This is a genomic window from Neobacillus sp. K501, assembly GCF_053749995.1.
On record NZ_JBSLYA010000017.1, the window covers coordinates 16,525 to 43,517 of the forward strand.

General features: G+C 39.2%; 23 protein-coding genes and 1 riboswitch. Of the genes, 20 read left to right on the forward strand and 3 right to left on the reverse strand.

Annotated features, from left to right (window positions below):
* The first annotated feature begins 7 nt into the window (after positions 1-7).
* The 4 genes from ACWM35_RS23870 to ACWM35_RS23885 all read left to right on the forward strand — a co-directional run bounded on the left by ACWM35_RS23870 (position 8) and on the right by ACWM35_RS23885 (position 3,624).
* A complete protein-coding gene (locus tag ACWM35_RS23870; RefSeq protein ID WP_454821391.1) occupies positions 8-1,072 on the forward strand; it encodes a GTP pyrophosphokinase in 1,065 nt (354 codons plus the stop codon).
* Positions 1,073-1,565: 493 nt separating this feature from the next.
* On the forward strand, positions 1,566-2,177 hold the full coding sequence (locus ACWM35_RS23875) for a succinate dehydrogenase cytochrome b558 subunit (RefSeq protein WP_454821392.1): 612 nt from the start codon (positions 1,566-1,568) through the stop codon (positions 2,175-2,177).
* A gap of 19 nt (positions 2,178-2,196) precedes the next feature.
* Positions 2,197-2,694, forward strand: a complete 498-nt coding sequence (locus tag ACWM35_RS23880; protein WP_454821393.1) for an Rrf2 family transcriptional regulator — start codon at positions 2,197-2,199, stop codon at positions 2,692-2,694.
* 360 nt (positions 2,695-3,054) lie between these two features.
* The gene (locus tag ACWM35_RS23885) at positions 3,055-3,624 is read left to right on the forward strand and encodes an SF0329 family protein (RefSeq protein ID WP_454821394.1); all 570 of its coding nucleotides are present in this window, start codon (positions 3,055-3,057) and stop codon (positions 3,622-3,624) included.
* A 214-nt stretch (positions 3,625-3,838) separates the two neighbouring features.
* Here the strand turns inward: ACWM35_RS23885 and ACWM35_RS23890 are convergent, their stop codons facing one another.
* Positions 3,839-4,744 carry a helix-turn-helix transcriptional regulator gene (locus ACWM35_RS23890; protein ID WP_454821395.1) on the reverse strand — a complete coding sequence of 302 codons (906 nt, stop codon included), beginning with the start codon at positions 4,742-4,744 and terminating at the stop codon, positions 3,839-3,841.
* Positions 4,745-4,833: 89 nt separating this feature from the next.
* Between ACWM35_RS23890 and ACWM35_RS23895 the strand changes: the two genes are divergently transcribed.
* A complete protein-coding gene (locus tag ACWM35_RS23895) occupies positions 4,834-5,298 on the forward strand; it encodes a VOC family protein (protein ID WP_454821417.1) in 465 nt (154 codons plus the stop codon).
* Positions 5,299-5,701: 403 nt separating this feature from the next.
* Here ACWM35_RS23895 and ACWM35_RS23900 read toward each other — a convergent pair whose 3' ends face one another.
* Complete coding sequence (locus ACWM35_RS23900) at positions 5,702-6,901, reverse strand: DUF418 domain-containing protein (protein WP_454821396.1); 1,200 nt, start codon at positions 6,899-6,901, stop codon at positions 5,702-5,704.
* 154 nt (positions 6,902-7,055) lie between these two features.
* Here ACWM35_RS23900 and ACWM35_RS23905 point away from each other — a divergent pair, with 154 nt between their 5' ends.
* From ACWM35_RS23905 to ACWM35_RS23945, 9 genes are all read left to right on the forward strand, one after another.
* Positions 7,056-7,769, forward strand: coding sequence for a response regulator transcription factor (locus tag ACWM35_RS23905; protein WP_454821397.1), 714 nt, complete (start codon positions 7,056-7,058; stop codon positions 7,767-7,769).
* Entirely contained in the window at positions 7,766-9,571 is a 1,806-nt protein-coding gene (locus ACWM35_RS23910; protein WP_454821398.1) for a sensor histidine kinase, read from the forward strand. The genes ACWM35_RS23905 and ACWM35_RS23910 overlap by 4 nt, the downstream gene beginning before the upstream one ends.
* A gap of 259 nt (positions 9,572-9,830) precedes the next feature.
* A complete protein-coding gene (locus ACWM35_RS23915; RefSeq protein ID WP_454821399.1) occupies positions 9,831-10,205 on the forward strand; it encodes a DUF956 family protein in 375 nt (124 codons plus the stop codon).
* A gap of 403 nt (positions 10,206-10,608) precedes the next feature.
* A complete protein-coding gene (locus ACWM35_RS23920) occupies positions 10,609-11,583 on the forward strand; it encodes a mannose/fructose/sorbose PTS transporter subunit IIA (RefSeq protein WP_454821400.1) in 975 nt (324 codons plus the stop codon).
* 34 nt (positions 11,584-11,617) lie between these two features.
* Positions 11,618-12,421 carry a PTS mannose/fructose/sorbose transporter subunit IIC gene (locus ACWM35_RS23925; RefSeq protein WP_454821418.1) on the forward strand — a complete coding sequence of 268 codons (804 nt, stop codon included), beginning with the start codon at positions 11,618-11,620 and terminating at the stop codon, positions 12,419-12,421.
* A gap of 18 nt (positions 12,422-12,439) precedes the next feature.
* Positions 12,440-13,351, forward strand: coding sequence for a PTS system mannose/fructose/sorbose family transporter subunit IID (locus ACWM35_RS23930; protein ID WP_454821401.1), 912 nt, complete (start codon positions 12,440-12,442; stop codon positions 13,349-13,351).
* Positions 13,352-13,434: 83 nt separating this feature from the next.
* Complete coding sequence (locus tag ACWM35_RS23935; protein WP_454821402.1) at positions 13,435-14,451, forward strand: oxidoreductase; 1,017 nt, start codon at positions 13,435-13,437, stop codon at positions 14,449-14,451.
* A gap of 286 nt (positions 14,452-14,737) precedes the next feature.
* A complete protein-coding gene (locus ACWM35_RS23940) occupies positions 14,738-15,910 on the forward strand; it encodes an amino acid deaminase/aldolase (RefSeq protein ID WP_454821403.1) in 1,173 nt (390 codons plus the stop codon).
* The gene (locus ACWM35_RS23945) at positions 15,898-17,199 is read left to right on the forward strand and encodes a D-arabinono-1,4-lactone oxidase (protein WP_454821404.1); all 1,302 of its coding nucleotides are present in this window, start codon (positions 15,898-15,900) and stop codon (positions 17,197-17,199) included. The genes ACWM35_RS23940 and ACWM35_RS23945 overlap by 13 nt, the downstream gene beginning before the upstream one ends.
* A gap of 67 nt (positions 17,200-17,266) precedes the next feature.
* Here the strand turns inward: ACWM35_RS23945 and ACWM35_RS23950 are convergent, their stop codons facing one another.
* Positions 17,267-17,812, reverse strand: a complete 546-nt coding sequence (locus ACWM35_RS23950; RefSeq protein ID WP_454821405.1) for a TetR-like C-terminal domain-containing protein — start codon at positions 17,810-17,812, stop codon at positions 17,267-17,269.
* Between the two features lie 169 nt (positions 17,813-17,981).
* On the opposite strand from ACWM35_RS23950, the gene ACWM35_RS23955 reads away from it, so the two are divergent.
* The 6 genes from ACWM35_RS23955 (at position 17,982) to guaA (ending at position 26,990) form a co-directional block, all read left to right on the forward strand.
* Entirely contained in the window at positions 17,982-19,433 is a 1,452-nt protein-coding gene (locus ACWM35_RS23955) for a DHA2 family efflux MFS transporter permease subunit (RefSeq protein WP_454821406.1), read from the forward strand.
* Between the two features lie 213 nt (positions 19,434-19,646).
* Positions 19,647-20,372 carry a 3-ketoacyl-ACP reductase gene (locus tag ACWM35_RS23960; RefSeq protein WP_454821407.1) on the forward strand — a complete coding sequence of 242 codons (726 nt, stop codon included), beginning with the start codon at positions 19,647-19,649 and terminating at the stop codon, positions 20,370-20,372.
* Positions 20,373-20,826: 454 nt separating this feature from the next.
* Positions 20,827-21,783, forward strand: coding sequence for an AAA family ATPase (locus ACWM35_RS23965; RefSeq protein WP_454821408.1), 957 nt, complete (start codon positions 20,827-20,829; stop codon positions 21,781-21,783).
* A gap of 1 nt (position 21,784) precedes the next feature.
* Entirely contained in the window at positions 21,785-22,999 is a 1,215-nt protein-coding gene (locus tag ACWM35_RS23970) for a DUF58 domain-containing protein (protein WP_454821409.1), read from the forward strand.
* The gene (locus ACWM35_RS23975; protein ID WP_454821410.1) at positions 22,996-25,197 is read left to right on the forward strand and encodes a DUF4129 domain-containing transglutaminase family protein; all 2,202 of its coding nucleotides are present in this window, start codon (positions 22,996-22,998) and stop codon (positions 25,195-25,197) included. The genes ACWM35_RS23970 and ACWM35_RS23975 overlap by 4 nt, the downstream gene beginning before the upstream one ends.
* A gap of 35 nt (positions 25,198-25,232) precedes the next feature.
* Positions 25,233-25,334, forward strand: a riboswitch (purine riboswitch).
* A gap of 135 nt (positions 25,335-25,469) precedes the next feature.
* Positions 25,470-26,990: a glutamine-hydrolyzing GMP synthase gene (gene guaA, locus ACWM35_RS23980; protein ID WP_454821419.1), complete on the forward strand. Its 1,521-nt coding sequence runs from the start codon at positions 25,470-25,472 to the stop codon at positions 26,988-26,990.
* Positions 26,991-26,993: the final 3 nt, after the last annotated feature.

A 26,993-nucleotide genomic window follows, 5' to 3' on the forward strand; every position in this document is an offset into this window, starting at 1 on the left:
AAGAGTTTTGAAAGAAGTAATTTTAAATGAATATGATCAAAAGAAAATAATATTCTTGGAATACGAGAAAAAATTGAGAGATTTAATATTTTCCTTGATTAAGGAAAACGGGATTACTATTCATGGTATTGAATCAAGGGTAAAAGACAGGAATAGTTTATCTAAGAAAATTGATAGTAAAGAAGATAAATATACAGGTTTAGATAAAATTACTGATATTCTGGGTCTAAGAGTTATAACATATTTTGAAGATGATGTTGATACAATTGCTAATATTGTTAAAACTCAGTTTCATGTAGACAAAAATAACTCATGTGATAAAAGGAATAAAAATTTCGACTCTTTTGGGTACTCATCACTCCATTATATTATTAAATTAACAGAGCCAAGAGCATCCCTACCTGAGTATTCAAGGTTTAATGAGATTAATTTTGAAATTCAAATAAGATCTATTTTGCAACATGCATGGGCAGAAATTGAACATGATATTGGATATAAGAGTGCAATTGAAATTCCTGTTGATATGAGAAGAAAGTTCTCCAGGATAGCAGGTTTATTGGAATTAGCAGATATCGAATTTATAAGAATAAAAGAAGAAATAAAAAAGTATACAATTGAAGTTAAAGAACAAATTAAATCCCAAAATTTAAATTTATTTATAGATAATATATCATTAAAGGAATTTCTGCAGGAAGATAAAATAGTTTATGAAATCGAGCAACATTTTATGATTATAACTAAGGCGATTACCGTTGAATATACAGATGAGAGATATATTGCAAAAAGAATTAACGAACTAAGTTTCTTTGGAATTGATACTATCGAAAAATTGAAGGAATCCTTAGAATCAAGAAAAGAAATTATTAAAACTCTTGGAGAAAAGTGGTTGTCAATGCTTGATAAACGATGGGAATCGGTCACGAGTGGAATTTCAATTTTTTATTTATGTTTTGTATTAGCTTGTGAAAAAGAAGATTTACAGTATGTCCAAGAGTATTTCAATTTTGGAAAGCTTTCAAAAAACCCAGAGTTACCCAAAGTGTTATTTGATCTTTATAATAAAATTGTATGAACTTAATTGTATAAACAAACTAACAAGCTAACATTTTGCTAACGCAATTCGATAAAAAACGGTAAATCGACGTTAAAGATGTAACAACCAGTAATATCCAAAACGTTGATTTACCGCACTTTTCGCACCTCGGGTTAACGAAATTGCACACTCAAAGCTTACGGCGGCATGATGTAATTTAACCGATACGGTGAAGTTTATTTTCCACCCAAAGCTATTACAGCCTTAGTTTGTATTGTATTGAATACAATTAATAAAAAAGAAGATGCTAATTAGCATTCAGAAAAAAGGCATAGAAGTCCTGCGTTTTTTTCGCCCATTGGGTGAAGCAGTCATGAAAACAATTTATATAAATAGCAATAACCACTTCTTATAAAAATTAGGGAGTGGTTTTTTGTAGTTAAATTCGAGCTGTCACTGTGGGTAATTTTTCTAAATCCAATTCATATAATTTAGATATCAATTATCGTAATTTGAGTAGAGAGTGAGGGAAATGGGGATGTTGAATGGCTTTGGATACCGGAAGCTTCATTCGTTAGTGGGGGTTGTGCCGATTGGAGGGTATTTGCTGGTTCATTTTTTGATAAATTATCAAGCTACTAGAGGCCCTGACGCGTTTAACAAGACAGTTCATCTCGTGGAGAGTTTACCATTTTTACTCGTCTTAGAGTTTTTGCTGATTTATCTTCCCATCTTGTATCATGCGGTGTTAGGTATCTATATTGCCTTTGAATCCGAAAACAATGTAAGGGCATATGGGTTTGCCCGTAATTATTTATTTTACCTGCAGCGAATAACTGGTATCATCACGCTGATTTTTATCGTTTGGCATGTGTGGGAAACGAGAATCCAATACGCACTAGGAAATACCGAGCTTAACTATGACATGATGCATGACATTCTTACCAATTCCGCTATGTTCGTTTTTTACCTTGTCGGCGTTATCAGTGCTGTATTTCATTTTTCTAATGGAATCTGGTCGTTTCTCGTCAGTTGGGGGATTACTGTATCTCCCAAATCGCAAAAAGTGGCTAGTTACGCGACGATCATATTGTTCCTTGTTTTGTCGTTTGTTGCGTTACGAACGATGGTAGCATTTTTATGATAGGTATGGAGGGGTTTTGTTGAGAAATTCGTTAGCCTATGAAACGGCGCTTCACAGTTTAATAACAATGGCACTGTTACCTTCCCAAGAAAGAGTTCCAATCAAGCAGCTCGCATTCATGCTGGGGGTTCAGCATTCCTATTTAGCTAAGATTTTCACTCAATTAGGTAAGGCGGGGCTCGTTAATTCTTCACTGGGTACGAAGGGGGGCATCAGCTTTTCTAAAGTTCCCGAAACGATAAGTTTCTATGATGTGTACGCTGCGATAAATGGACGGTCGCACATGTTCCAATGCTTCAATATCCGAAGCAAGACAAGAGGGTTGGTGGCTTTACCTGGTATGTGTGAGGTCCACCAGAACATTTGGGAAGCGGAGGATCGCATGTTCACCAAGTTAAAAGAAGTGAATATCCAAGACATGGCTACCCTTGCAATGAAAAACCACAACATCGAAGACGAAGCCGTTAGGTGCAAGATTGTTGAATACCTATTTACGGAGTATGAGGGGTCGAGGTAGGGGCTTAATGAAGGACTACTTCCTGAAAATAAATGTGGTAGTCCTTTTTATGTTGTTTAGGCTTTATGAAAAAAATTAAGTTTATGCTCGAATATTTAAATTATGTAAAATTAAGGTTACATTCGTTGTCCCCGAACAAACACCTACATTACTTTTACCAAAGATTGAAGAACCTCACGTACATAAAAGTCTTATCGATCATGTTTCTTATTGGGAGTTACTATCTTCAAAGGGCAGCAATTGGTATGATAAACTAAACCAGTCGATCCAAGATTACATTTCAAATCAGGGTGATGCTATACCATCCCCAACCTGATAACTTCTACAAAGATATATAATATAAAAGTTAAGGAGAACTACATGACCTGGAGCAAATTGAAGCAAAATTTGGAGAGTTTTCTCTGTCCTGCTTTATATGGAAGGGTTGAATACCGTGCAACAAGCTACCGTTATTTACCTGATAAAGCAGGAATTTGTTATATTGCAGTAGATAAGAAGAATGTACTCAATATGAGTGACGTAACTACCTTAATCAAATGGTATCAGACGGAACAGGAAATAAAGAATGATTCTGATATCCAAATTCCTATCAGCAATGAGGAAATCGAAGCCGTAAGAAAAGAAACCAAGGGGATAGTTCCTGAGGATCGTCTACAAGTAATTGCAAAGAGTAGGAAATTAACAGGATATGCAAAGGAGCTCTTGGCAGCGCAGTCATCATTAAGTAAATCAAATTTTATCGTTGTAGCTAATAAGTTTTTATCCACTTCGATAGAGGAAAGCCTAGAGAGCAATGATATCCTATTGAATATTCTAGCTTTGGTGGACAGACGGATAGGTAAAGGACGAATATTAAAAATGAAAGAAAAGATGAAGTTAAAGCATCCAATTGTGCAGTATTTTTATGAACTACGGCTTAGTACGTTATAATAGCATATGTAAAAAAGGACTACTTCTTGATGAACATAATTGGAAGTAGTCCTTTTTATACTGTTTTGTGCTTTATGACCGGAAAATTTATGTTTATGCTCGAATCTAGTTTTTTATGCCCGATTATTAAAATTTATGACCGGATTCAAGCAATTTATGACCAAAATGGTGTCAAAAATGTGACACCCTACTGAGAGGCAATGCCAGACCCGATTTAAGGGTATTGCCTTATCATGGAAGATAAATAATTTCGAAAGTCATCCACATATGTTTTCGGCTCAACTATTTTTAGATTTGTGCCGAAACCTGCTAGAAATTGAAATCCTGTACTGTTTTGAGGGACAGAGATGGTTGCTAACAAAACTTCAGAATTATAGTCTTCAATACTTTTTCGACCATAGCGTTCTATAAATTGATCTTTTATACTGGGAGAAATCAGTGCCTTGATCTCGACTAGCTTCGGTTGGTAACCAGCATCATTTTCTAATAGATCATCTCTTGGATTAAATGTTTTTTCATCCATCTGAAGATGCTCGATTCTAGATAATTTAAATGTCCTATACCCAAGGCGATGTAAACAAAATCCTTTCAAATACCAGCTTGACTCGCTGAAATGAAGCTGATAGGGCTCGACCTTTCTCTTTGTTTTCACACCATCCTTATCGATATAGTCAAATGAAACCAACCTTCTCTTTACGATGGATTCTTGACACCTCTTTAACACTTGAAGGATCTCAGACCGGCCCTCCCAATCATAAAAGGATAGATGAATGGAATTTTTTAAAGATAACGGGCTAACCATTGCTTCTATTTTTCTTATTGTCTTTTCCACTTCTTCGCTAACTAGAATTTGTTCCAATCCTCCGAGCGCCGTTAGGATATTCTCTAAGTCGGAACTACTTAAAAGACGCTTATCAACCTTGTATTCATCCATCATACGGTAGCCGCCGTTCACTCCATTGATGGAATAGATGGGAATATTTGATAAGCTCAGTGTTTCCATATCACGAAGAATCGTTCGTTTGGAAACGTTAAATAATTGTGCGAATTCATTTGCAGAAACAACATCTTTTTTTAGCAAGATCATGATAATCGATATTAATCGCTCAATTTTTTGCATGAATTTAACCCCCGTTTAAAAAAGGTGACATACTACTGTCACCTTTCACCAATTATACTACAGTTAACACATGAAGGAGGTATTGTATGATGGCAGCTATAACCTATTTAAACTTTGAAGGAATGGCAGAACAGGTGATTGAATTTTATTCGGAGGCATTAAATGCATACGAGGTAAAGAAGGTGAAGTTTAAGGATATCCCACAGGATCCAAACTATCCACTACCAGAAAATGAGTTAAATATGATCATGGAGTCTTCTATAGAATTTGCAGGTGGGAAAATAATGATGTCGGATATTTTGCCATCAATGAAGAGGGTAACAGGTGAGTTGGTGAATGGAAATAATATATTGATTAGTCTCATCATGGATGATAAACAAAAATTAGAGGAATATTTCCATAAACTTTCCGTTGGTGGCACGGTAACAATGCCGTTATCCCATACTCCTTGGTCTTCATGCTTTGGAATGCTAGTTGATAAGTTTGGAGTCTCCTGGAAGTTTAATAGTGACGCAGATAAGTTTCTTGATCATGTCCTTTCCAACAGACAGTAAATATCTAAAAAATGGTCTTACAATTAGTGGCCATTTTGATTTCATTGCATTTAGGGAAAAAGGACATCCACGCTTGATGTCCTTCCTTATGGTTTATTCAAACCTTACAAATCTACTACCAAGTCAGTAGGAAGGGGACAAGAGAGACCGACGGAGGAGGATTTTAACCTTGATGAATGAGATCACGGAAGAGGTTTCTTCGACAAAAAATTCCCCGGGAAAACTAGGGGAGATGTGTTCCAAAGGGGCATCCTTTCCTTTTAATCAAACGATTAATTAGTTCAATCTGTTTTAATTAATCGTTTGATTAGAAAGGCTTTGGTGCCTGTCAGGTTAGTGTTTTAATCTGTCTGGAGTTAAGAAAATTGTCGAGAAGAGGTAACCTCGTCAAGTGGTTTCATCTTTATGCTTGTTCTTTTACTTGTTGGAAATCTCTAATTGGTTTTGCTTTCTTTTTGGTATTACCTTTCCATGTTAAATACGTGCCAACTCTCATTAATTTTTCGAAAGGGCCAACCTTCCAAATCTCTAAATAGAAGTGGCTGAAAACGACTTGCAAACTGTAAATGGCAACAGTTAGTAAGATTCCTTTTAATACTCCGATTTGGCCAAATAACCCTAACCCATAGCCATAAAAAATAGTCGTACAAATGAGGCTTTGTAGTAAATAGTTGCTCATAGAAAGGCGGCCGACATTTTCAAAAAGCTTTAGAAAAGCCGGGGTAACACCCTTTGCATAAAGTATGGCAAAAGCGAAAATATAACCAATGGCTAATAATGGTGCACCCAAAAATTCTGCCACACCTGCCCAAGGGGAATTCGGCAGGATATATGGAATACTCTTTAACAGTAAGCCGATCGGGATCAGCAGGCTTGCATACCATAAATACAGCTTTTGTTCCTCCCCTGGTTGGGAAAAATAGTTCCTTTTAGCTGCATACATTCCAAGCAAAAATAACGGACATAACATGAATGGAGCAAATAGGATCATAAGAATATAAGCTCCGTCAGGGAGACCAAGTGGATCTTCCCCGCTAATACGAAAATCTTTAATCTCAGAATAGCTGCCATCTGCATAAATATGATTTGCCTTTTGAACATATGAATCCATTCGCTCTGCTTCTTCTGGCGTTTCCATCATCGATCCTAACCCCAAGAAGGAGGTTAATACGAGTAAAGTAACCGCCAAAATGAAGAGTGTTTTGGGTTTTCGATTTAAGAAAATCATCATCATTAGGCCTAAGAAGCCATAGGAAAGTAAAATATCTCCTTCCCAAACAAATGTAGAATGAAGGAACCCGAGTCCAATTAATAGGATAAAACGACGTGCGAAATGCCGCTTTACCTTTCCACCATTTTCTTCTAGCTTGTTCTTCATTTTTATCATGGAATATCCAAACAAAAACATAAAGATAGGCATAAAGCTGCCTTCGACCACGATCTTAACCCAGATATTTGCTACTTCATCACCAGGAAAAAGCTTAAAATGGTCCAGCTCATCCATCCCAAACATCCCATACTGAAAAATAAGCATATTGGCCATTAAAATCCCTATTAAACTAAATCCTCTAATTCCATCTATGATGGCAAGTCTTTGTTTCACCTTATCTCCTCCTATATCCCTATCTTCATTCTCTAATTCTACTTATGTCAGCTTTCAACATATTGAACAAAACCTTACAATTGGATTAATTTTTTCCATTTCGTTCAACTGTTCGTAAAGTTGCTATGCTACGATAGGGTGGAGGTGGAAATGCATGGAAACAAAGAATATCTTACTTGTTGATGATGAAAAGGCGATTGTGAAAATGTTGGAATTGATGTTAAAAAAGGAAGGATTTCAACATATATATACGGCTCATTCAGGTGATCAAGCGCTTGCGATCATTGAGAAAATAAACATCGATATTATTATTCTTGATGTGATGCTGCCAGATTGCAGCGGTTTTGAACTTAGCCCAAAAATTCGGGAACGAACGAATGCATATATTCTCTTTTTAACAGCAAAGGTTTCAGACCTTGATGTGCTGACTGGCTTTGCAACGGGAGGGGATGATTATGTAACAAAACCCTTTAATCCACTTGAGATTGCTGCTAGGATCAAAGCCTATCTTAAAAGAATGCCTGTTGCTACTATTCAATCTGAACCTAACACGACGAAACGATATGATTTCGGACGATTTATTTTAGACGAAAGTGCTGGAGAGTTAATTGTAAATGGAAAACCAGTTCCGTGTCCTACCCAGGTCTATTTACTTTTGCTCTATTTTTGCAAGCATCCAAATATCGTGCTTTCTAAAGCAACTCTATTAGAAGCAGTATGGGGATTTGAGCACTTTGTGGATGACAACACGGTCTCCGTTCATATTAGAAGAATAAGAGAGAGGATTGAAGAGGATCCAAGTAATCCTCAATATTTACTTACGATTAGAGGGCTCGGCTACAAATTAGTGAAGGGAAAAGCCATATGAAACGGTTAAGAAGGCGTCTATTTCTCCATTTCTCGATACAGTATATTTCCTTGGCCGTTGCCATCATCATTCTGTTCTTATTCATTTTGCTCCTAGCCTTGGTTTGGAGTGTGAGACATGAATCTAACTATAATTACTATCAGACAAAAGTTGAAAGTATTTCAATGGACACAGGAAATTCCTTGGACGAATTAGTCATGATAGATGAATGGGATAAGGAGTTTGCAAAAGAGAAGATCTGGGTTCAAATCATTAATGAAAAAGGGGATGTAATGGATTCAGGCAATGTACCAAAAAACATTCCAACTCATTATAGCCAGCACGACTTATATAAAATGCAGGAAACAAATGAGCTCCAAGGCTATGCCCTCTATTTCTATTTAGAAACTATGTATGATGAACCTTATTTATTTGTTTTAGGGCATGAAGATCAAGCGCTAAGATTGCTTCATCAAGTCGTCGATGACTATGGAGAAGAAGGTATAGTCCAGGAGTCCAATAGGAGAGAAGTTGAGAATAAACTTGCGGCGATGGAAGGATTCATTGAGATTTATGATAAAAATGATCAACTTGTCCAAACCTTTGGCAGTCCTTTAGAGTCTGATAAGGAGTATCCCTTAGATATATTTGTCCGAAAAATGGCTCCAGACACTTATGTAACCAAAACAACGTTGTATAAGAATCCACAGACACAAATATTATGGGTTCTCTATACCCCAAATGAGAATAAACAAGAAATCAAGCTTAACTCCATTAAAGACGTTGCCATTGCCTTCGCGGCAACAGGTGTCATCGTTCTTGTTATTACCATTATCATTTCCTTTTGGAATGGCTTCCGCTATGGAAATCCGCTATTTATTTTTACAGGCTGGCTAAGTCGTATGGGGAACGGAAAATATCATGAGGTTTTAACAGAAAAAGAGAAGAAGCTCATTTTTCGAAAAAATGGCAAGGTCCGTTTAAAGTACCGATTATATGCAGAGGTTTTTCAAGAGTTTTATGATATGGCAGAGAAATTAGCATCCTCCACGAAGGAAAGGGAGGAGCTAGAGAAATCGAGAGAAGAATGGATGACAGGGATTTCTCATGACCTCCGCACCCCGTTAACGACCATGCAAGGATATGGAACATTATTAGAAAGCGGGCAGTATGTTTGGTCAAAACAAGAACTTGAAGATATCGGAAAAACGATTGGTGAAAAAAGTGCCTATATGTTAAGTCTTATTGAAGATTTCTCGTTGAGTTTCCAGTTAAAGAACGATGAATCGCTTGAGGATTTTCAGTACTTGGAAATGAATCAATTAATGACAAACATTGTTAGGAAGTTCCATGATGATCGGACATTAGTTAATTATCAACTATCGTTCCAGCCTCTAAAGGGTGAAATGTCTTTACCAATCGCCAAACGTTGGTTTGAGAGAATGATAGATAACTTAATTTACAATGCGATTCTTCATAACCCTTCTGGAACGTCTATCAAGATTATCCTCAATGAAGATAGGGAAAACGGAAAGCTTAAGATTATGATCCAAGATAATGGAATCGGTATGGATGAGGAGACAAGGAAACATCTGTTTAATCGTTACTACCGAGGAACAAATACGGATGAACGTGTGGAGGGATCCGGACTAGGGATGAGCATTGCGAGGAGAATTGCTCAATTGCATGGAGGGGATATTCTTGTCCAATCCGAAAAGAATAAAGGAACCATGGTTACAGTGGTTATCTCTCTCCTTTTAGATGAAAAAAGTGTCAATGATAGAAGGTGTAAAGAAACCAAAGAGTCTAATTCTAGTGAATAAAGAAAGATTAATCTAAAGTAGATTAAATGCTTTATGTTAACATAATTGGTTGATTTCGTTGGCCGTTTAATCGGTCTATTTCCAATTTGAAGAGAATGCTCCCTAATTTGTCACAAGTATTTTTTGCTTAAAGTGATAAAATGAGTATAATTATGATTTATAAAAAGCTGGCTGTGTAAAGAAGATAGTTGATTTGATTAGTGCGGAAATCTAATAATGAGTTGCACACAGCCTATGAGATAGAAATGGAGTAGATCAAATGGTCCAGTCAATCAATACAAAAGTGGATTTAGTTATGGAAGCCACTTCACATATCGGAATCGCAGAATATGGGAAAATCATGATCGGAGACAAAGGGTTTGAATTTTTCAATAGCCGTGATGCTCGTAAGTTTATTCAAATTCCTTGGGAAGAAGTTGATAACGTGATTGCTTCCGTCATGTTCAAAGGGAAATGGATTCCCCGTTATGCGATCAAAACGAAGCGAAATGGAACGTTTACCTTTTCTTCTAAAGATCCGAAAAAAGTTTTGCGAACGATCCGTGAATACGTTGATCCGAATCGTATGGTCCAATCGTTAAGTTTCTTTGATGTGATCAAACGGGCCTTTAAGAGCAAATTAAAGAAGCAATAAATTATCAGACAAGGCAGGTTGAAAACTTGTCTTTTTTGTTACAATGCCAAAATTGGAACCAGAAAAAAATAATTTCCCTCTTGATAGAGGAATAACAGGTATGCTAATATACCTATTAGAAGTTCATTAAAGTGATGGGTTTAACACTCTATTACAGCGTTTACAAAAATAAATTATTATAGCCATTATTTTTTACGTGTTACTGATTCGATCAGGCATGAGTGAAAAGTATTGATTGATTTGAAGAATTAGGGGCATTCTATACCCATATCTTCATTGGTCAACTTTTTGCTCATGCCTTTTTTGTATTTTTGTCGAAACTGTAATCGCTTACGATGAGCTTGAAAAAATTTAAGAGTTACGGTGTTTTTTAACTGTAACAATAAAAATAGGAGGTAAAAAGATGGTAGGAATTATCATTGCTAGTCACGGTGAATTTGCCACTGGTATCTTGCAATCTGGAGAGATGATCTTTGGAAAACAAGAAAATGTAAAAGCTGTTACATTGATGCCGAGCGAAGGACCTGATGATGTAAAAGCAAAAATAAAAGATGCAATCGCCTCTTTCGACAACCAAGACGAAGTATTATTCTTAGTCGATCTTTGGGGTGGAACTCCTTTCAACCAAGCCAACAGCTTGTTTGAAGAACACAAGGACAAATGGGCAATCGTTGCTGGTATGAACTTACCTATGGTGATTGAAGCCTTTGCATCACGGTTCTCAATGAACACTGCGCGTGAAATTGCCGTGCATATTTTAGGGACAGCAAAAGAAGGGGTTAGAGTACAACCGGAAGAATTAGAACCAGCTCCAGCGGCTTCTTCTACGGCAGCTGCTAAACCGTCTAATGCAGGTGCTCCAGGTAGTTTCGAATACGTATTAGCACGTATTGATTCTCGTTTGCTTCACGGACAAGTTGCAACTGCTTGGACAAAAACGACACAGCCTACGCGTATCATCGTTGTATCGGATGCAGTGGCAAAGGATGACCTTCGTAAGAAATTAATCCAACAGGCTGCACCTCCAGGTGTTAAAGCACACGTTGTTCCGATTAATAAAATGATCGAACTTGCAAAAGATGATCAACACTTTGGCGGTCAGAAGGCATTACTTCTTTTCGAAAACCCGCAAGATGCGCTAAGAGCGGTTGAAGGCGGTGTACCATTGAAGACGATCAACGTTGGTTCGATGGCACACTCACCTGGAAAAGTTCAACCGAATAAGGTGTTGGCTTTTAACCAAGATGATATTGATGCTTTTGCTAAGTTAAAAGAAGCTGGTTTGAACTTTGATGTACGTAAAGTTCCGAACGATTCCAAAGGCGACATGAACGAAATTATCAAGAAGGCTCAAGAAGAGTTAAAAAAACAAAAATAAATCCAGAGAAAACGGAGGATTAATAACCATGGATTTGAATGTGATTCAAATAATATTAGTCTTTATCGTAGCATTCTTAGCTGGTGTGGAAGGGATTTTGGATGAATTCCAATTCCACCAACCACTAGTTGCTTGTACGTTAATAGGCTTAGTTACAGGAAACTTAGTACCATGTCTAATCTTAGGTGGTACTCTTCAATTGATCGCTCTAGGTTGGGCTAATATCGGTGCTGCTGTAGCACCGGATGCTGCGTTAGCATCAGTTGCTTCTGCTATTATTTTAGTTTTAAGTGGACAAGGTAAAGAGGGTGTAGCATCTGCGATTGCGATTGCAGTACCGCTTGCAGTTGCAGGTTTATTATTAACAATCATCGTTCGTACGCTTGCAACAGCAATCGTGCACTTTATGGATGCTGCAGCACTAGAAGGAAACATTAGAAAAGTTGAATTTTGGCAAATCGTTGCTATCTGCATGCAGGGGTTACGTATTGCGATCCCAGCTGCCTTAATTTTAGCGATTGGTGCGGCTCCGGTTAGAGAATTACTTGTCTCTATGCCAACTTGGTTAACAGAAGGTTTAGCAATCGGTGGGGGAATGGTAGTAGCTGTTGGTTATGCGATGGTTATTAACATGATGGCTACAAAAGAAGTTTGGCCATTCTTCGCAATTGGTTTCGTATTAGCGACAGTTTCACAAATTACACTTATCGGTCTAGGTGCTATCGGTGTGGCACTTGCCCTTATTTACTTAGCGCTTTCTAAACAAGGCGGTTCAGGTAATGGCGGCGGCGGTTCCAACACTGGCGATCCACTAGGCGATATTATCGATAGTTACTAAGAAGGAGGGGGCATAAAAATGGCAAATGAATTAAGATTATCAAAAAGAGATCGTATTTCTGTTTGGTGGCGTTCAACTTTCCTTCAAGGTTCTTGGAACTATGAACGTATGCAAAACGGTGGTTGGGCATATACGATGATTCCCGCAATCAAAAGATTATATAAATCAAAAGAAGATCGTTCTGCTGCACTAAAGCGTCACTTAGAGTTCTTTAATACTCACCCATATGTAGCTTCACCAATTATTGGTGTAACGTTAGCGCTTGAAGAAGAACGTGCAAATGGTGCGCCGGTTGACGACACAGCCATTCAAGGGGTTAAAGTCGGTATGATGGGTCCTTTAGCAGGGATCGGGGATCCAGTTTTCTGGTTCACGGTTCGACCAATCCTTGGTGCGTTAGGAGCTTCTCTTGCTTTAACTGGTAACATCCTTGGGCCAATTATTTTCTTCGTGTTATGGAATCTTATTCGTATGGGCTTCACATGGTATACACAAGAATTTGGTTACAAAGCTGGTTCTAAAATTACGGACGACTTATCTGGCGGATTACTTCAAGATATTACAAAAGGTGCATCCATCCTGGGTATGTTCATCCTTGGTTCATTAGTTAACCGTTGGGTATCAGTAAGATTTACGCCTGTTGTATCAGAGGTTGACCTCTCCGAAGGCGCGTATATCGAGTGGGATAAATTACCTGCTGGAGCAGAAGGTATTAAAACAGCTTTACAACAGCAAGCTTCGGGTCTTTCATTAGAGCCTGTTAAAGTTACTACTTTACAAGGCAACTTGGATAGCTTAATTCCTGGATTAGCTGGATTGCTTATCACATTACTTGCTATGTGGTTGCTTAAGAAGAAAGTTTCTCCAATTGTTATGATCCTTGGATTATTCGCAGTTGGTATTGTATTCCACTTATTGAAACTAATGTAATAAATATAGAGCAGCACCTCCTGGTATGATAAACCATCATTAGGAGGTGCTTTTCGTATAAAATAAATACTTAGGGGGCCGCTATGCTTACAATCGGTTATGTTGGAAATGGGAAAAGTACGAACAGATATCATCTGCCGTTCGTTCTGCAAAGGGAGAATATCAAGGTAAAAACCATTTACCAAAGAAATCCTAAAAATGAAAGTTGGGATCGGATTCCCGGAGTACACTATACATCTGATTTAGATGAACTATTAAATGACCAGGACATTCAACTCATTGTGCTTTGCACAAAACATGATAGTCATTATGAATACGCAAAATTAGTATTAGAGCATAATAAACACTGTTTGGTTGAAAAGCCTTTTATGGAAACCTCAGAACAGGCAAAAGAAATATTTGCTATCGCAAAAGAGAAAGGATTACTTGTTCAGACGTATCAAAACAGACGTTTTGACAGTGATTTTTTAACCGTTCAAAAGGTCATTGAAGAAGGGAAATTAGGGGACTTGCTGGAAGTAGAAATGCATTATGACTATTTTCGTCCCGAAGTACCGGAGTCTGTTCATTCCTTTAATCCTAATGATTCATTTTTATATGGACATGGCTGTCATACACTCGATCAGGTCATCAGTTATTTTGGAAAGCCCGATGATATCCATTATGATGTAAGGCAATTATTGGGTGAAGGAAGATTGAATGATTATTTTGATTTAGATCTATATTATGGCAAGTTAAAAGTATCTGTAAAATCAAGTTATTTTAGACTTAAAGAAAGACCAAGCTTCGTCGTTTACGGCAAAAAGGGATGCTTTGTGAAAGAAACTAAGGATCGCCAGGAAGAGCATCTAAAGTTATTTTACATGCCTGATAACAAAGATTTTGGTATAGATACCATCCAGCATTATGGTGTCATCACCTATATCGATGAAGAGGGTACCGTCCACGAAGAAACAGTGAAATCGGTAAATGGTGATTATGGAAGAGTCTATGATGATGTATATGAAGCGATCATAAACGGTAAAGATAAGACCATAACAGACGAACAGACCCTGCTGCAAATGGAAATATTAGAAACAGGGGTAAAAAATTTAAAATAGTATCAAAAGTCTAATGAAAAGACTACTTCCGTATAGGGTGGAAGTAGTCTTTTTTTGGCTGTTTAGGGATTATGACGCAAAGATGGTCGTTTATGCTCTAAAATATTATTTTATGCTCGATTAATCAAATTTATGACCGTATTTTCCATATTTATGACCAAAGTGGTGACAAAAGTGTGACCAATGCCAACACACACAGCTATGCGGGAGCTCTTTTTTACCTGAAAAAGGAATTTACCCACAAAACCCCGAATAAATATTCTCAAGATGCAATGGAGGTGAAAAAATGGACCGAAAGGCTTTTAAAAACAATTCCTTACCATGCGCGTTTTTGGATTGGGAGGCCTTTGAACAGAATGTACAGGCTGTAGCCTCAAAAGCGAATGGAAAGAGAATTCGAATTGCCAGTAAATCCATTCGCAGTGTACCAGTTTTACAATATATATTAAACTGTCATCCCTGTTATCACGGAATCATGGGTTATAGTCCCCATGAAGCAGCGTACCTAGCGGAATCTGGTTTTGATGACATTCTGCTAGGCTATCCAACAATGGATGTTGCGGGAATTGAATCGACCATTAAACATATAAAAAGTAATAAAATAATCACCTTTATGGTCGATCATTTATCGCAAATCGAGTTATTGGAGAGTATCGCAAAAAAACATTCAATCACCGTGAGAGTATGCATTGATATTGATATGAGTACCTCCTTTTTCGGTTTTCACTTTGGAGTGAGACGCTCACCACTAAAAAGTCCAGAAGACATCATTCCCCTTATCTCCTACATTAAAGAATCACCTCACCTAGCACTAGATGGAATCATGGGATACGAAGCACAAATTGCCGGAGTTGGAGATAACACTCCACAGCAATGGGCCAAAAATCTTGTTATATCCGGGTTAAAAAATAATTCTATAAAGACGATATCAAGCAGGCGGGAAAAAATCGTGGAAGCCATACGAAAAATGGGCTTGGAACTCCGATTTGTAAATGGCGGGGGGACCGGAAGTATTCACAGTACAGGCTTAGAAAACTGGGTTACCGAAATAACGGTGGGTTCCGCTTTTTATGCACCGGTTCTCTTTGATTATTATCATGATTTTACGTATAAGCCAGCAATTGGATTCGCCTTGCCCATCGTGAGAAAGGCGGCTGATCACATTTATACCTGTGCCGGTGGCGGTTATATTGGGTCAGGTGCGGTTGGGCATGAGAAATCACCGGTTCCTTTTTCCCCGCAGGGAGCAAAATTATTACCGTTAGAGGGGGCGGGTGAGGTACAAACCCCGATTCTTTATAAGGGGGATGAATCCCTGCAAATAGGAGAGGCTATTCTGTTTCGCCCTGCTAAAGCTGGGGAAATCGCCGAACGCTTCCCATTTCTCTATATCATCAAGGATAATCAAATCGTGGATCAATACAATACGTATCGAGGTGATAATCAGTGCTTTTATTAAAAAATGAACCGATTCACAATTGGTCTAGTTCTGTTTCCTTTTCTCCCGAGGAAATCCACTATCCAGAAAGTATGGATGAAGTCGTTGAGATTGTCCACCATGCCCGTTCTGTTAAAAAATCGATTCGAGTCATGGGGGCGCGGCATTCTTTTACGCCTTTAATCAGAAGTAACCATCTTCTTCTCTCGTTGGACAAACTATCGGGTGTCATCAATATTGATCACCAAAAGAGGGTTGCGGAAGTTTGGGCAGGAACGAGGCTATATGATCTTAGTGAAAATCTATATAAACATGGATATGCTCAGGAAAACTTAGGGGATATCAATGTTCAGTCCGTGGCAGGTGCCTTTGTGACGGGAACACACGGTACCGGTGCAAACTATGGAATTATTGCTTCCCAGCTAGAGGAAATCACCTTGGTCCTTGCCAATGGGGAGGTGCTTACTTGTTCACGGGATCACCATTCCGATTTTTTTCATGCAGCGGGTGTGTCCCTTGGAATGCTAGGGATTATCGTAAAGGTGAAAATACGAGTAGTCCCTTCGCAAACCCATGAATTAAACGTAAGAAAAGAACTATTAAAGAATGTGCTTCAAGACTTAAAGTCTATTAAAAACGATCATGATCATGTTGAGTTTTATCTGTTTCCGTACAGTGAAAACATCCAACTCAAAACCATGAATCCTACCAATCTTCCACCACAGTCTCTCAAATTTGAACAATGGAAAACGAATATGCTTGAAAACAAGGCTCTATTTTTAGTAAGTGAATTTTGCCGGTTATTCCCAAAGGCTTCGCCGAAAATAAGTACCTTAATGTCAAAGCTAGTCAGTGATTCTAAACTGGTTGGCCCGAGTCACGAATTATTCTGTACGCCGCGTAATGTCCGATTCCAAGAGATGGAATACAGTATTCCCGATCATTTTTTAGGAGAAGTCATTGAAAGAATTCATCAAGAAATCCCCAAACAAGGTTTTCAAGTGAATTTCCCGATTGAGTGTCGTTTTGTAAAAGGGGATGACTTTTGGCTAAGCCCTGCCCATGGTAGAAACAGTGCGTATATTGCCCTACATATGTATAAAGGGATGGAGCACGAAGGGTATTTTCGCTATTTCGAATCCATTTTAAAAGAATACGAGGGAAGACCGCACTGGGGGAAAATGCATACCCTGAACAAAGCGGATATCCAACAACGATATCCAATGCTAGATGACTTTCTGCTGCTCCGTCAAGAAGTAGATCCGGATGGGGTATTTTTAAATGACTATCTTGGTAGTCTTTTTCTATAAAGTAAATGGCTGTTCACCATAATCGACCTGCAGGTTATGGTGAATAGCCATTTTTGTTTATTCACAATTAATGCCTCCTAGACATCCAAAGTGATATTTGTTGGGCGATATATTCGGAACTATGGTGCTTTCCATCGCGAATCCACCACTTTAAAATACCTATAATGGAGGAGGCAATAATATCCTCTGAGACGGCGTCCTCTGTTACGATTTCACGTAAATCCCGTCTAGCTTGGACGAATTCGACGATAAAGGAATGGAGCTTTTTTTGAAAACCATTTTCTTCAAATAATACCGATAAATATTTTCGATGTTGATAAAAATAATCCAAAAATGCCAACAGCTGTTCCTCCCGGGGGACAGAGTCTTTCTGTAATAGCGGGGTCAATTTCATAGACAGGTCGTCGAAAATATCGTAAACGAGCTGCCTTAATAAATCGCGCATATCGACATAGTGGAGATAAAAGGTGGCGCGATTTAATTCTGCCTTTGCCGCTACACTTTGAACAGTTAATTCCTGTAAATTTTGTTTTTCCTTTAAAATTGAAATGACAGCTTCCTTTAATAAACGCTTTGAGCGAATGGCACGTGGATCTTCCTTTTTCGTTGACATTTTTACACCCCGATTGTTGATTTTACCACTATTTCTACGACAAATTATCGTAATCCGTTGTTTAGTTTACACTTAGTCCAAAGTTGTTGGTGGTTTCTTCTTTTATTTGCTGTTACAATTCATTTTATCGTCATTATGTTGATAAAGTAAAGGGAGGTACTTCGTAGCTATGGCTCAACAAATTAATAAGAAAGTATTATTGTTTGTGTTGCTGCTAGGCGGCTTTTTGTCGATTTTAAATCAAACGCTTTTAAACGTTGCTTTAAGCAATTTTATGGAAGTCTTTGATGTCAATGCGACAACGGTCCAATGGCTTGCAACAGGATTTATGTTAGTAAACGGGGTATTGATTCCCGTTACGGCTTATTTAATGAAGCGTTTCTCGACACGGCAATTATTTATAAGTTCGATGCTTTTACTGTTAATTGGTTCTATTTTTTGTGCGATGGCACCCAATTTCACTCTTCTCTTAATCGGACGAATGATTCAAGCGGCGGGCGCTGGGATTATTATGCCGCTGATGATGAGTGTCGTCATGTTTATCATCCCACCCCAAAACCGAGGAAGTGCTATGGGGCTCATCGGGCTTGCGATGATCTTTGCTCCGGCCATTGCTCCTACTCTTTCAGGATTTGTCATTGAATATGTCTCTTGGCGCTGGTTATTTATAGGCTTAATTCCGCTTGTCGGAATCGTGATCTTGTTAGCCTTTAAATACCTAATTAATGTAGCGGAAGGATCCAAAGCGGATTTAGATGTGTGGAGTGTAATTTTATCCACTGTTGGCTTTGGACTTGTACTGTATGGATTTAGTAACGCGGGCAGTCATGGATGGGATGATGGGCTTGTGTTAACTTCGATTATTGTGGGGATCGTCGTGTTAGTATTATTCACAACGCGTCAATTACGCGCAAGTGATCCGTTCTTAGATGTTCGTGTGTTTCAAAATAAAACTTTTACGATGACGTCACTCATAAATATTATTGTCACCATGATGTTATATGCTGACATGATTTTATTGCCCATCTATTTACAAACTGGCCGCGGATTTACAGCCTTTGATGCAGGTTTGTTATTATTGCCGGGTGCTTTGGTCAATGCTGTTTTATCACCTGTTACAGGGAAAATGTATGATCGCTTTGGTGCGAAGCCACTGTTTATTATCGGTTTACTTTTCGTGATTCCATCGATGTGGGTGGTCACGGACTTAACGGAAACCACTACCTTTACCTTTTTAATGATTCGAACGATTTTCTTAAGGATTGGTTTAAGCTTTATTACCATGCCGTTGAACACAGCCGGCTTGAGTGCTTTGCCGAAGGAACTGGTGACACATGGAACAGCGGTTAACAATACCGTTCGCCAAATTGCCGGAGCGATTGGTACAGCTGTAGTCGTAACCATCTACACAGCTCAAGCAACTGATTATGGGAAGGACCTTGCCCGTCAAGGTGTGATAGAAGGAATTGCTGCCTTGTCTTCCACCTTCGCTTCCAGTCAATCTTATTACTTCATGATGATCCTAGCCATCGTGGCACTGATCATAACCATATTTACACCGCTGAAACCAGCAGCAATTCAGGTAGTGAGTCAGGGTGAAGCTACTCCTGGTACAGAATAAGTCAAGCTATAAATAAGAAATCTTAATCGTAGTAGGTCCATAAAATGTCTATCTAACTGCAAAAACCACTTCCTAAAATATATGAAAGTGGTTTTTTGTTGTGGGGGGTACATTTCAGAATTTAAGTCCTCAAATACATTCCATTATCCTAAGCATAATGATAGAAATATCTCCCCACAATACTATAATGAGATTGGAAAGGGGCTGTTAACTATGGCACAAACATTAAAAGGAAAAGTAGCGCTTGTAACGGGTGCAGGTAAAGGGATTGGTAAAGCTGTTGCTGTTGCATTAGCGAATGAGGGAGTCAACGTTGGGTTACTAGCGAGAACAGAGGCAGATCTGAAGGAAGTTGTCAAAGAAGTGGAAGCTCTAGGCATAAAAGCCGCTTATGCCTCTGTGGATATCTCATCTCAAGAAGAGGTAGAGCAGGCTGTTAAAAGCTTGACTGACGAGTTAGGTGAGGCGGATATTCTGATTAATAACGCTGGGATTGGCAAATTTGCCACATTATTAGAGATGGATCCGCAGGAATGGAAGCGAATCATTGATGTGAATTTAATGGGTCCTTACTATATGACACGTGCCGTTCTACCGCAACTAATTGAAAAAAATGGCGGAGATATTATCAATATTTCATCTACAAATGGACTAAATGGTGCCGCTACTTCTAGTGCCTACAGTGCATCGAAGTTCGGCTTAATCGGCTTAACCGAATCATTGGCACAGGAAGTCCGCCGAAATAATATTCGAGTTACTACACTCACACCTAGTACTGTTGCGACTGAACTTGCAGTAAAAACCAACTTAATTGCTGAAAACAATGATCAAAAATATATGCAGCCGGAAGATATTGCTGAAATTATTGTTTCACAGCTAAAATTACATCCGCGTATTTATGTGAAAACAGCGAGTATGCTGGCAACGAACCCATTTTAATAAGCTATTGTAAGAAAAGACAGCTCTATGGCTGTCTTTTTCGTCACCATTTCTTTGGAAAGTGTTCTGACTGTGATCAAATGGCCGAATTGAATAAAAAATTAATGAAAGAGGGTGCCCCAAAAAGCTTTGAGACACTCTCTTTTTACATGATAAGGCTTTATGACACATAACATTATGTTTCTGCTCGAATTTAATAAAATATGCTCGCTTATAAAAATTTATGCCCGGTTTCTCTATATTTATGACCAAAATCGTGTCAAAACTGTGACACCACCCTCACAAATAGAAATTCCCCACCACCCTCACATCAGGTGAAACGTTTACCCGATTTCTTTCGTCTAATTCCTAATCTTGAATAATGTTTGTTGTAAACACAGGATTTTTTCGAAAAGAAACGAATTAATTAAGATAGAATGCCATAAAAAGGTATACCGAATGAGGAGGTTGCACTGTGACCCGTGATCAAATGAATCCAACGATAGAAAGAATTATTCATAACATCGAAAAGGTTATGATTGGAAAAAGAAATGTCGCTGAGTTAAGTCTCGTAGCCTTGCTGGCAGAAGGCCACGTTTTATTAGAGGATGTACCAGGTGTCGGAAAAACGATGATGGTTCGTGCGATGGCAAAATCGGTGAATGCTAATTTTCGCAGAATCCAGTTTACGCCAGATTTATTACCATCCGATGTAACGGGTGTATCCATCTATAATCCGAAAGAAATGGAATTCCAATTCCGGCCCGGCCCGCTGATGGGGAATATCATACTTGCGGATGAAATCAACCGGACTTCGCCAAAGACGCAGTCCGCGCTGCTAGAAGGGATGGAGGAGGCGAGTGTCACCATCGATGGTGTCACCCATAAACTTCAAAAGCCGTTCTTTGTTATGGCGACACAAAACCCGATTGAGTATGAAGGTACATACCCGCTTCCTGAAGCACAGCTTGACCGCTTTTTATTAAAAATGAAAATGGGCTATCCGGATATTGATGAGGAAGTAGAAGTATTAAACAGGGCGCAGAAGGTTCCTCCCATTGAAGACCTGTCTCCCGTGATCAGTCTTGAAGAGCTGCGGGAACTGCAAATGGATATTAAAAATGTGTTTGTGGATGCCAGTATTAAGCGCTACATCGTTGACATTGTGAACCGGACGAGGGGATATTCCGGGGTCTATTTAGGGGCAAGTCCAAGGGGATCGATTGCCTTGATGAAATCAGCGCAGGCCTACGCCTATATGTTTGACCGGGATTATGTCATTCCAGATGATATTCAATATTTAGCTCCATTTGTTCTGGCTCACCGGATTATTTTAAAGTCAGAAGCTAAGTTTGAAGGAGTCACAGCAGAAGATATCGTCAACCGGGTTGTTGCGCGAATACCTGTCCCTGTGCAAAGGCTAGTGAAGTAAAATGAAAAGATTGTGGATTCCATTCAAAAAGGTATGGAAGTTTATTGTGTTACTTCTATTAATCCTCCTTACGTTTTCGTATGCGATGTTTCAAGGCGGCTTTGTCAGCTGGTTCTTATTTTACAGCTTCTTACCGTTCGCTATCTATTGTGTTGCCTTATCATTCTATTCTTTAAGTGGATTGGATATCTCCCGAGATATTCCAAAATCGGATTACAATGCGGGTGAACCGTTAAAAGTAACAGTAACAGTCAAACGGAGTTCGTCCTTTCCATTATTCTATTTACTGATCGCAGACCAACTGGATGCTAGCTTAACGTTTTCGCAGCAGCATAGGAAAACGAAGACGCTATTGATCCCGGGACTGAAAAAGGAGTTTTCCTACGAGTACGTGATAGCGGAATTGCCGCGTGGCGAGCATGTTTTTCAGGGATTTTCCGTTAAGACTGGCGACCCGCTTGGTTTATATGAAAAGGAAAAAATCATCGAGAGAGAAAGTAAAATTGTCGTCTACCCAGCGTATTCGGAGCTGTTGTATCGGCCGTTTGAAAACCAATTCGATCAAGGAATGACGGCATCGAGGGAACGGGTGCAGCGGGATACCTCGATGGCGATTGGGGTTAGGGATTATCAGCCGGGAGATCGGTTTTCTTGGATTAACTGGAAAGCAACCGCAAAACGAAATGAAATCATGACGAAGGAATTTGAACAACGCCAGTCACATGATGTTTTCGTCGTGTTGGATTGTGTTCCTGACCGGCACTTTGAGGTCATGGTTTCCTTTACGGCGTCCTTACTGCGTGCTGTGTTAAAAAAAGGAGCGCAAACGGGGTTATTGACGATTAGCAATGAAAGAGCAGCGTTTCCAATTAGGGGCGGGGAACAACATCTCCAGCAGCTTTTTTATCATCTTGCAAAAATTGAAGCAAAAAGCATTTCTTCTTTTGATAAAGTGTTAGAAACAGAAGGGCTGTTTGTTCAACATACGGTTGGTTTCCTCCTCGTCACCTCTCAATTAACAAAGCGATTAATTGAGAAAGCTAGCTTTCTTGGACAGCGTAAAGGGAAAATCGCACTTTTCCTCGTGAAAGGTGAAAAAGAAGCAGCAACAGAAAATGAACGCTCGCTAATTGCCTTGGCCAATGCCCGTGGGGTTAGAGTGGTTATGGTTCATGAAGGCGACTTTTCCACTGCCTTTTTGGGGGTGAAGATATGAAAATGAAGAGGGATTTTTCTACTTTTCTCCTTTACGCACTCGGTTTTATGCTGGTATGGGAGTGGTTAAGACCGCTCGAACAGCTTACCACTACGGATAATATTGAAACCTTTATTATCTTTTTACTATTTTCTTTTACTGCAGCTTTTTTTAAGCTCAGATGGTTTTGGCAATGGATGATCAAGCTTTGGTTTATTTTCTTTTCGATTAATCGCTTCTATTATGAGGAAGGTTTCCTCCAATTTCAGTGGCTGAGCTCATTTCTTGGCGACTTACAGGGGGATTTGCTCCTCGTATGGGAACGAAATTGGCTTGATTTATCCGATGGATTTCGAACGTTGATATTCTTTATTCTTCTATGGCTGATGGTGTACTTAATCCATTTCTGGCTATTAAATCGGCAAAAGATTTTTACATTCTTTCTAATTACGCTTGTTTATATTACGGTACTTGATACCTTTACTGCTTACAATTCGAAGACAGCGATTATCCGGACGGTGGTTGTTGGCTTTGTAGTCATGGGAATGCTGACCTACTACCGTATCCTGATGAAGGAAAATGTTAACAAAGATACTTCGGTAACCCGCAAATGGATGATGCCATTAGCGTTGATGATTACGGCAAGTGTTCTTATTGGAATCACGGCTCCTAAACTAGAGCCCATCTGGCCGGATCCAGTACCTTATCTTAAGGCAGCTGGGAACAAAGGAGGCGAGGATGGTAATAGTGGGATATCCAGAATAGGTTATGGTTCGAATGATGAAAAGTTAGGAGGCCCGTTTCTTGGGGATGACAGTGTCGTATTCCGCAGTGAAGCCAATGGAAAGAATTATTGGAAGGTCGAGACAAAGGATGTATACACGGGGAAGGGCTGGATTCCGTCTGGTTCCACACCTTTCACGATTGGCAGTAATGATCTTATTCCTGTTTTTTCGATTCCAAAAACGGTAGAAACTCGTGATGAAACGGCAACCTTGTATTTAGAGATGGATTATCCTCATCTCATTTATCCGGCGGGAATTCAAAGGGTTCAATTTTCGCAAAACTATAGTCTTGAGATTGATTCTACGAAGGAAAAAATATCGATTCAGGATGCTTTTGCTGAGTCTGTTTCACCTGATTCCTATACGATGGAACACAAAGTACCAAAATATAAAGCCAGTGACTTAATGCAGACAACATTTGCGGATCCTGAGCAGGTAGGGCAGGAATTTATTGAAAACTATACCCAACTGCCAGAAGGATTACCAGAACGAGTGAAGCAGTTAGCAGAACAAATCACCGCAGGTAAAACGAACTGGTTTGATAAGGCAAGAGCAGTGGAGAAGTATTTTGGCAGTTTTGAGTTTACGTATGATCAAAAGAATGTAGCGATTCCAGGAGAGAATGATGATTACGTTGACCAATTTTTGTTTGATACCAAAACGGGTTATTGTGATAATTTCTCTTCTTCAATGGCCGTACTGCTTAGAACGCTCGGCATACCAACCCGCTGGGTAAAGGGGTACACGGGCGGTGACTTCATCGAATACAGTGAAAAAGATTCAGCCAAATCGATTTACGAAATTACCAACAACAATGCCCATTCCTGGGTAGAAGTGTATTTTCCGAATCAAGGCTGGGTTCCTTTTGAACCAACGAAGGGATTTACCAATGAAGTTTCCATCAACTTTATTAATGAAAATTCAGGTCAGACGACACCAGATACCACTCCGCCGCCGGTTCAAAAGCCACAGCAGAAAGACGCTGCAGCTAAAAACGATAAACCGGAAACAAAGGAATCTTTTAATTTTGAAGGAATTTGGCTGGATATAAAATCATTTCTTAGAGATCATTGGAAACAGATGCTGTTAATCGTTGCTGTAGGTGGAGGAGCAATAGGATTACTTTATCGAATCCGGGGGAAATGGGTTCCGTATTTGTATTTACTGCGATTCCGTTGGAAGAAAAAGGATGATAACATTGGAGAAGCGTATCTGATTTTATTAAAGCAATTAGACCGCTACGGTATTAAGCGAAAAGAGAATCAAACACTCCGTAGTTATGCACGCTATATTGATACCTTCTTTTCGACCCGTGAAATGACCAAGCTAACAGCACGATATGAGCAATATTTATATCATGAGCAGATTCCAAAAGGAACCTGGGGGGATTCACGGGAATTGTGGGAAAATTTAATTAAAAAGACAATTGCTTGACCGGAAAATCTACCTACTGATACAATAGCTTAGAATTTAATAAGCTATTTATTCTTCATATATCCTCGATAATAGGGTTCGAGAGTCTCTACCGGGTCACCACAAATGACCTGACTATGAAGGTAGAATATTCGGTGTTGTCATGATGAGAAAACTAGAATTCTGCCTTCCTAGGTTTATTTGGAGGGGGAATCCTAGTTTTTTTGTTTTTAATTGGAAATACTACTATTACTTTTACTAAAGAGGTGGCCATTTTGACAGGAACACAGGACATGATTGTTGTTTTAGATTTTGGAAGTCAATATAACCAGTTAATCACACGCCGAATTCGTGAGTTTGGCGTCTACAGCGAACTTCATCCGCATACAATTACTGCAGAGGAAATTCGTAAAATGAATCCAAAAGGAATTATTTTTTCCGGTGGTCCAAATAGTGTCTATGATGAAAATTCCTTCCGTTGTGATGAGGAAATTTTTGAAATGGGTCTGCCGATCTTAGGAATTTGCTATGGCATGCAATTAATGACCGTTCACTTCGAAGGAAAAGTGGAAAAAGCAAAGAATCGCGAGTATGGAAAGGCTGGTATCAACATCCAGCACTCATCTAAATTATTCACTGATTTGCCGGAAGAGCAGGTTGTTTGGATGAGCCACGGTGACTTAGTTGTTGAAGCACCAGAAGGATTTACAGTCGATGCAACAAGCCCGCACTGTCCCATTGCGGCAATGAGTAATAAAGAACGTAACCTTTATGCTGTTCAATTCCATCCAGAAGTACGTCATTCTGTATATGGAAATGAACTGCTCAAAAATTTTGTATTCCATGTTTGTGATTGTAAGGGCGATTGGTCGATGGAAAACTTTATTGAGATGGAAATGATCAAGATTCGTGAGCTGGTTGGCGATAAGAAGGTGCTTTGTGCGCTTAGCGGCGGCGTTGACTCATCGGTTGTGGCTGTTCTGATCCATAAGGCAATCGGAGATCAATTAACCTGTATTTTTGTTGATCACGGTTTGCTTCGTAAAAATGAAGCAGAAAGTGTCATGAAGACTTTCTCTGAAGGCTTTCATATGAATGTTATCAAAGTCGATGCGAAAGACCGTTTCTTATCAAAATTAGAAGGTGTCTCTGATCCAGAGAAAAAACGGAAAATTATTGGCAACGAGTTTATTTACGTTTTTGATGATGAGGCAGCAAAGCTTGAGGGGATCGAGTTCTTAGCACAAGGAACCCTTTATACAGATATTATTGAAAGTGGTACTGCTACTGCGCAAACGATTAAGTCACATCACAATGTCGGCGGTCTGCCTGAAGACATGCAATTTACGTTAATCGAACCGTTAAATACTTTGTTTAAGGATGAAGTCCGTGCCCTTGGTACTGAGCTGGGTATTCCTGATGATATCGTTTGGCGCCAGCCATTCCCAGGTCCAGGACTTGGTATCCGCGTGCTTGGAGCGATTTCTGAGGAGAAGCTTGAAATTGTCCGCGAATCAGATTGGATTCTCCGTGAGGAAATCAAAAAAGCAGGTCTTGACCGTGATATTTGGCAGTATTTTACCGTACTTCCGGATATTCGCAGCGTCGGCGTAATGGGCGATGCCCGTACGTACGATTATACGATTGGGATCCGTGCGGTTACTTCCATCGATGGGATGACGTCCGACTGGGCGCGAATTCCTTGGAATGTACTTGAAGTAATCTCGACCCGGATTGTGAATGAGGTCCCTCATATCAATCGCGTCGTCTATGATATTACGAGCAAGCCGCCAGCAACGATTGAGTGGGAATAAGAA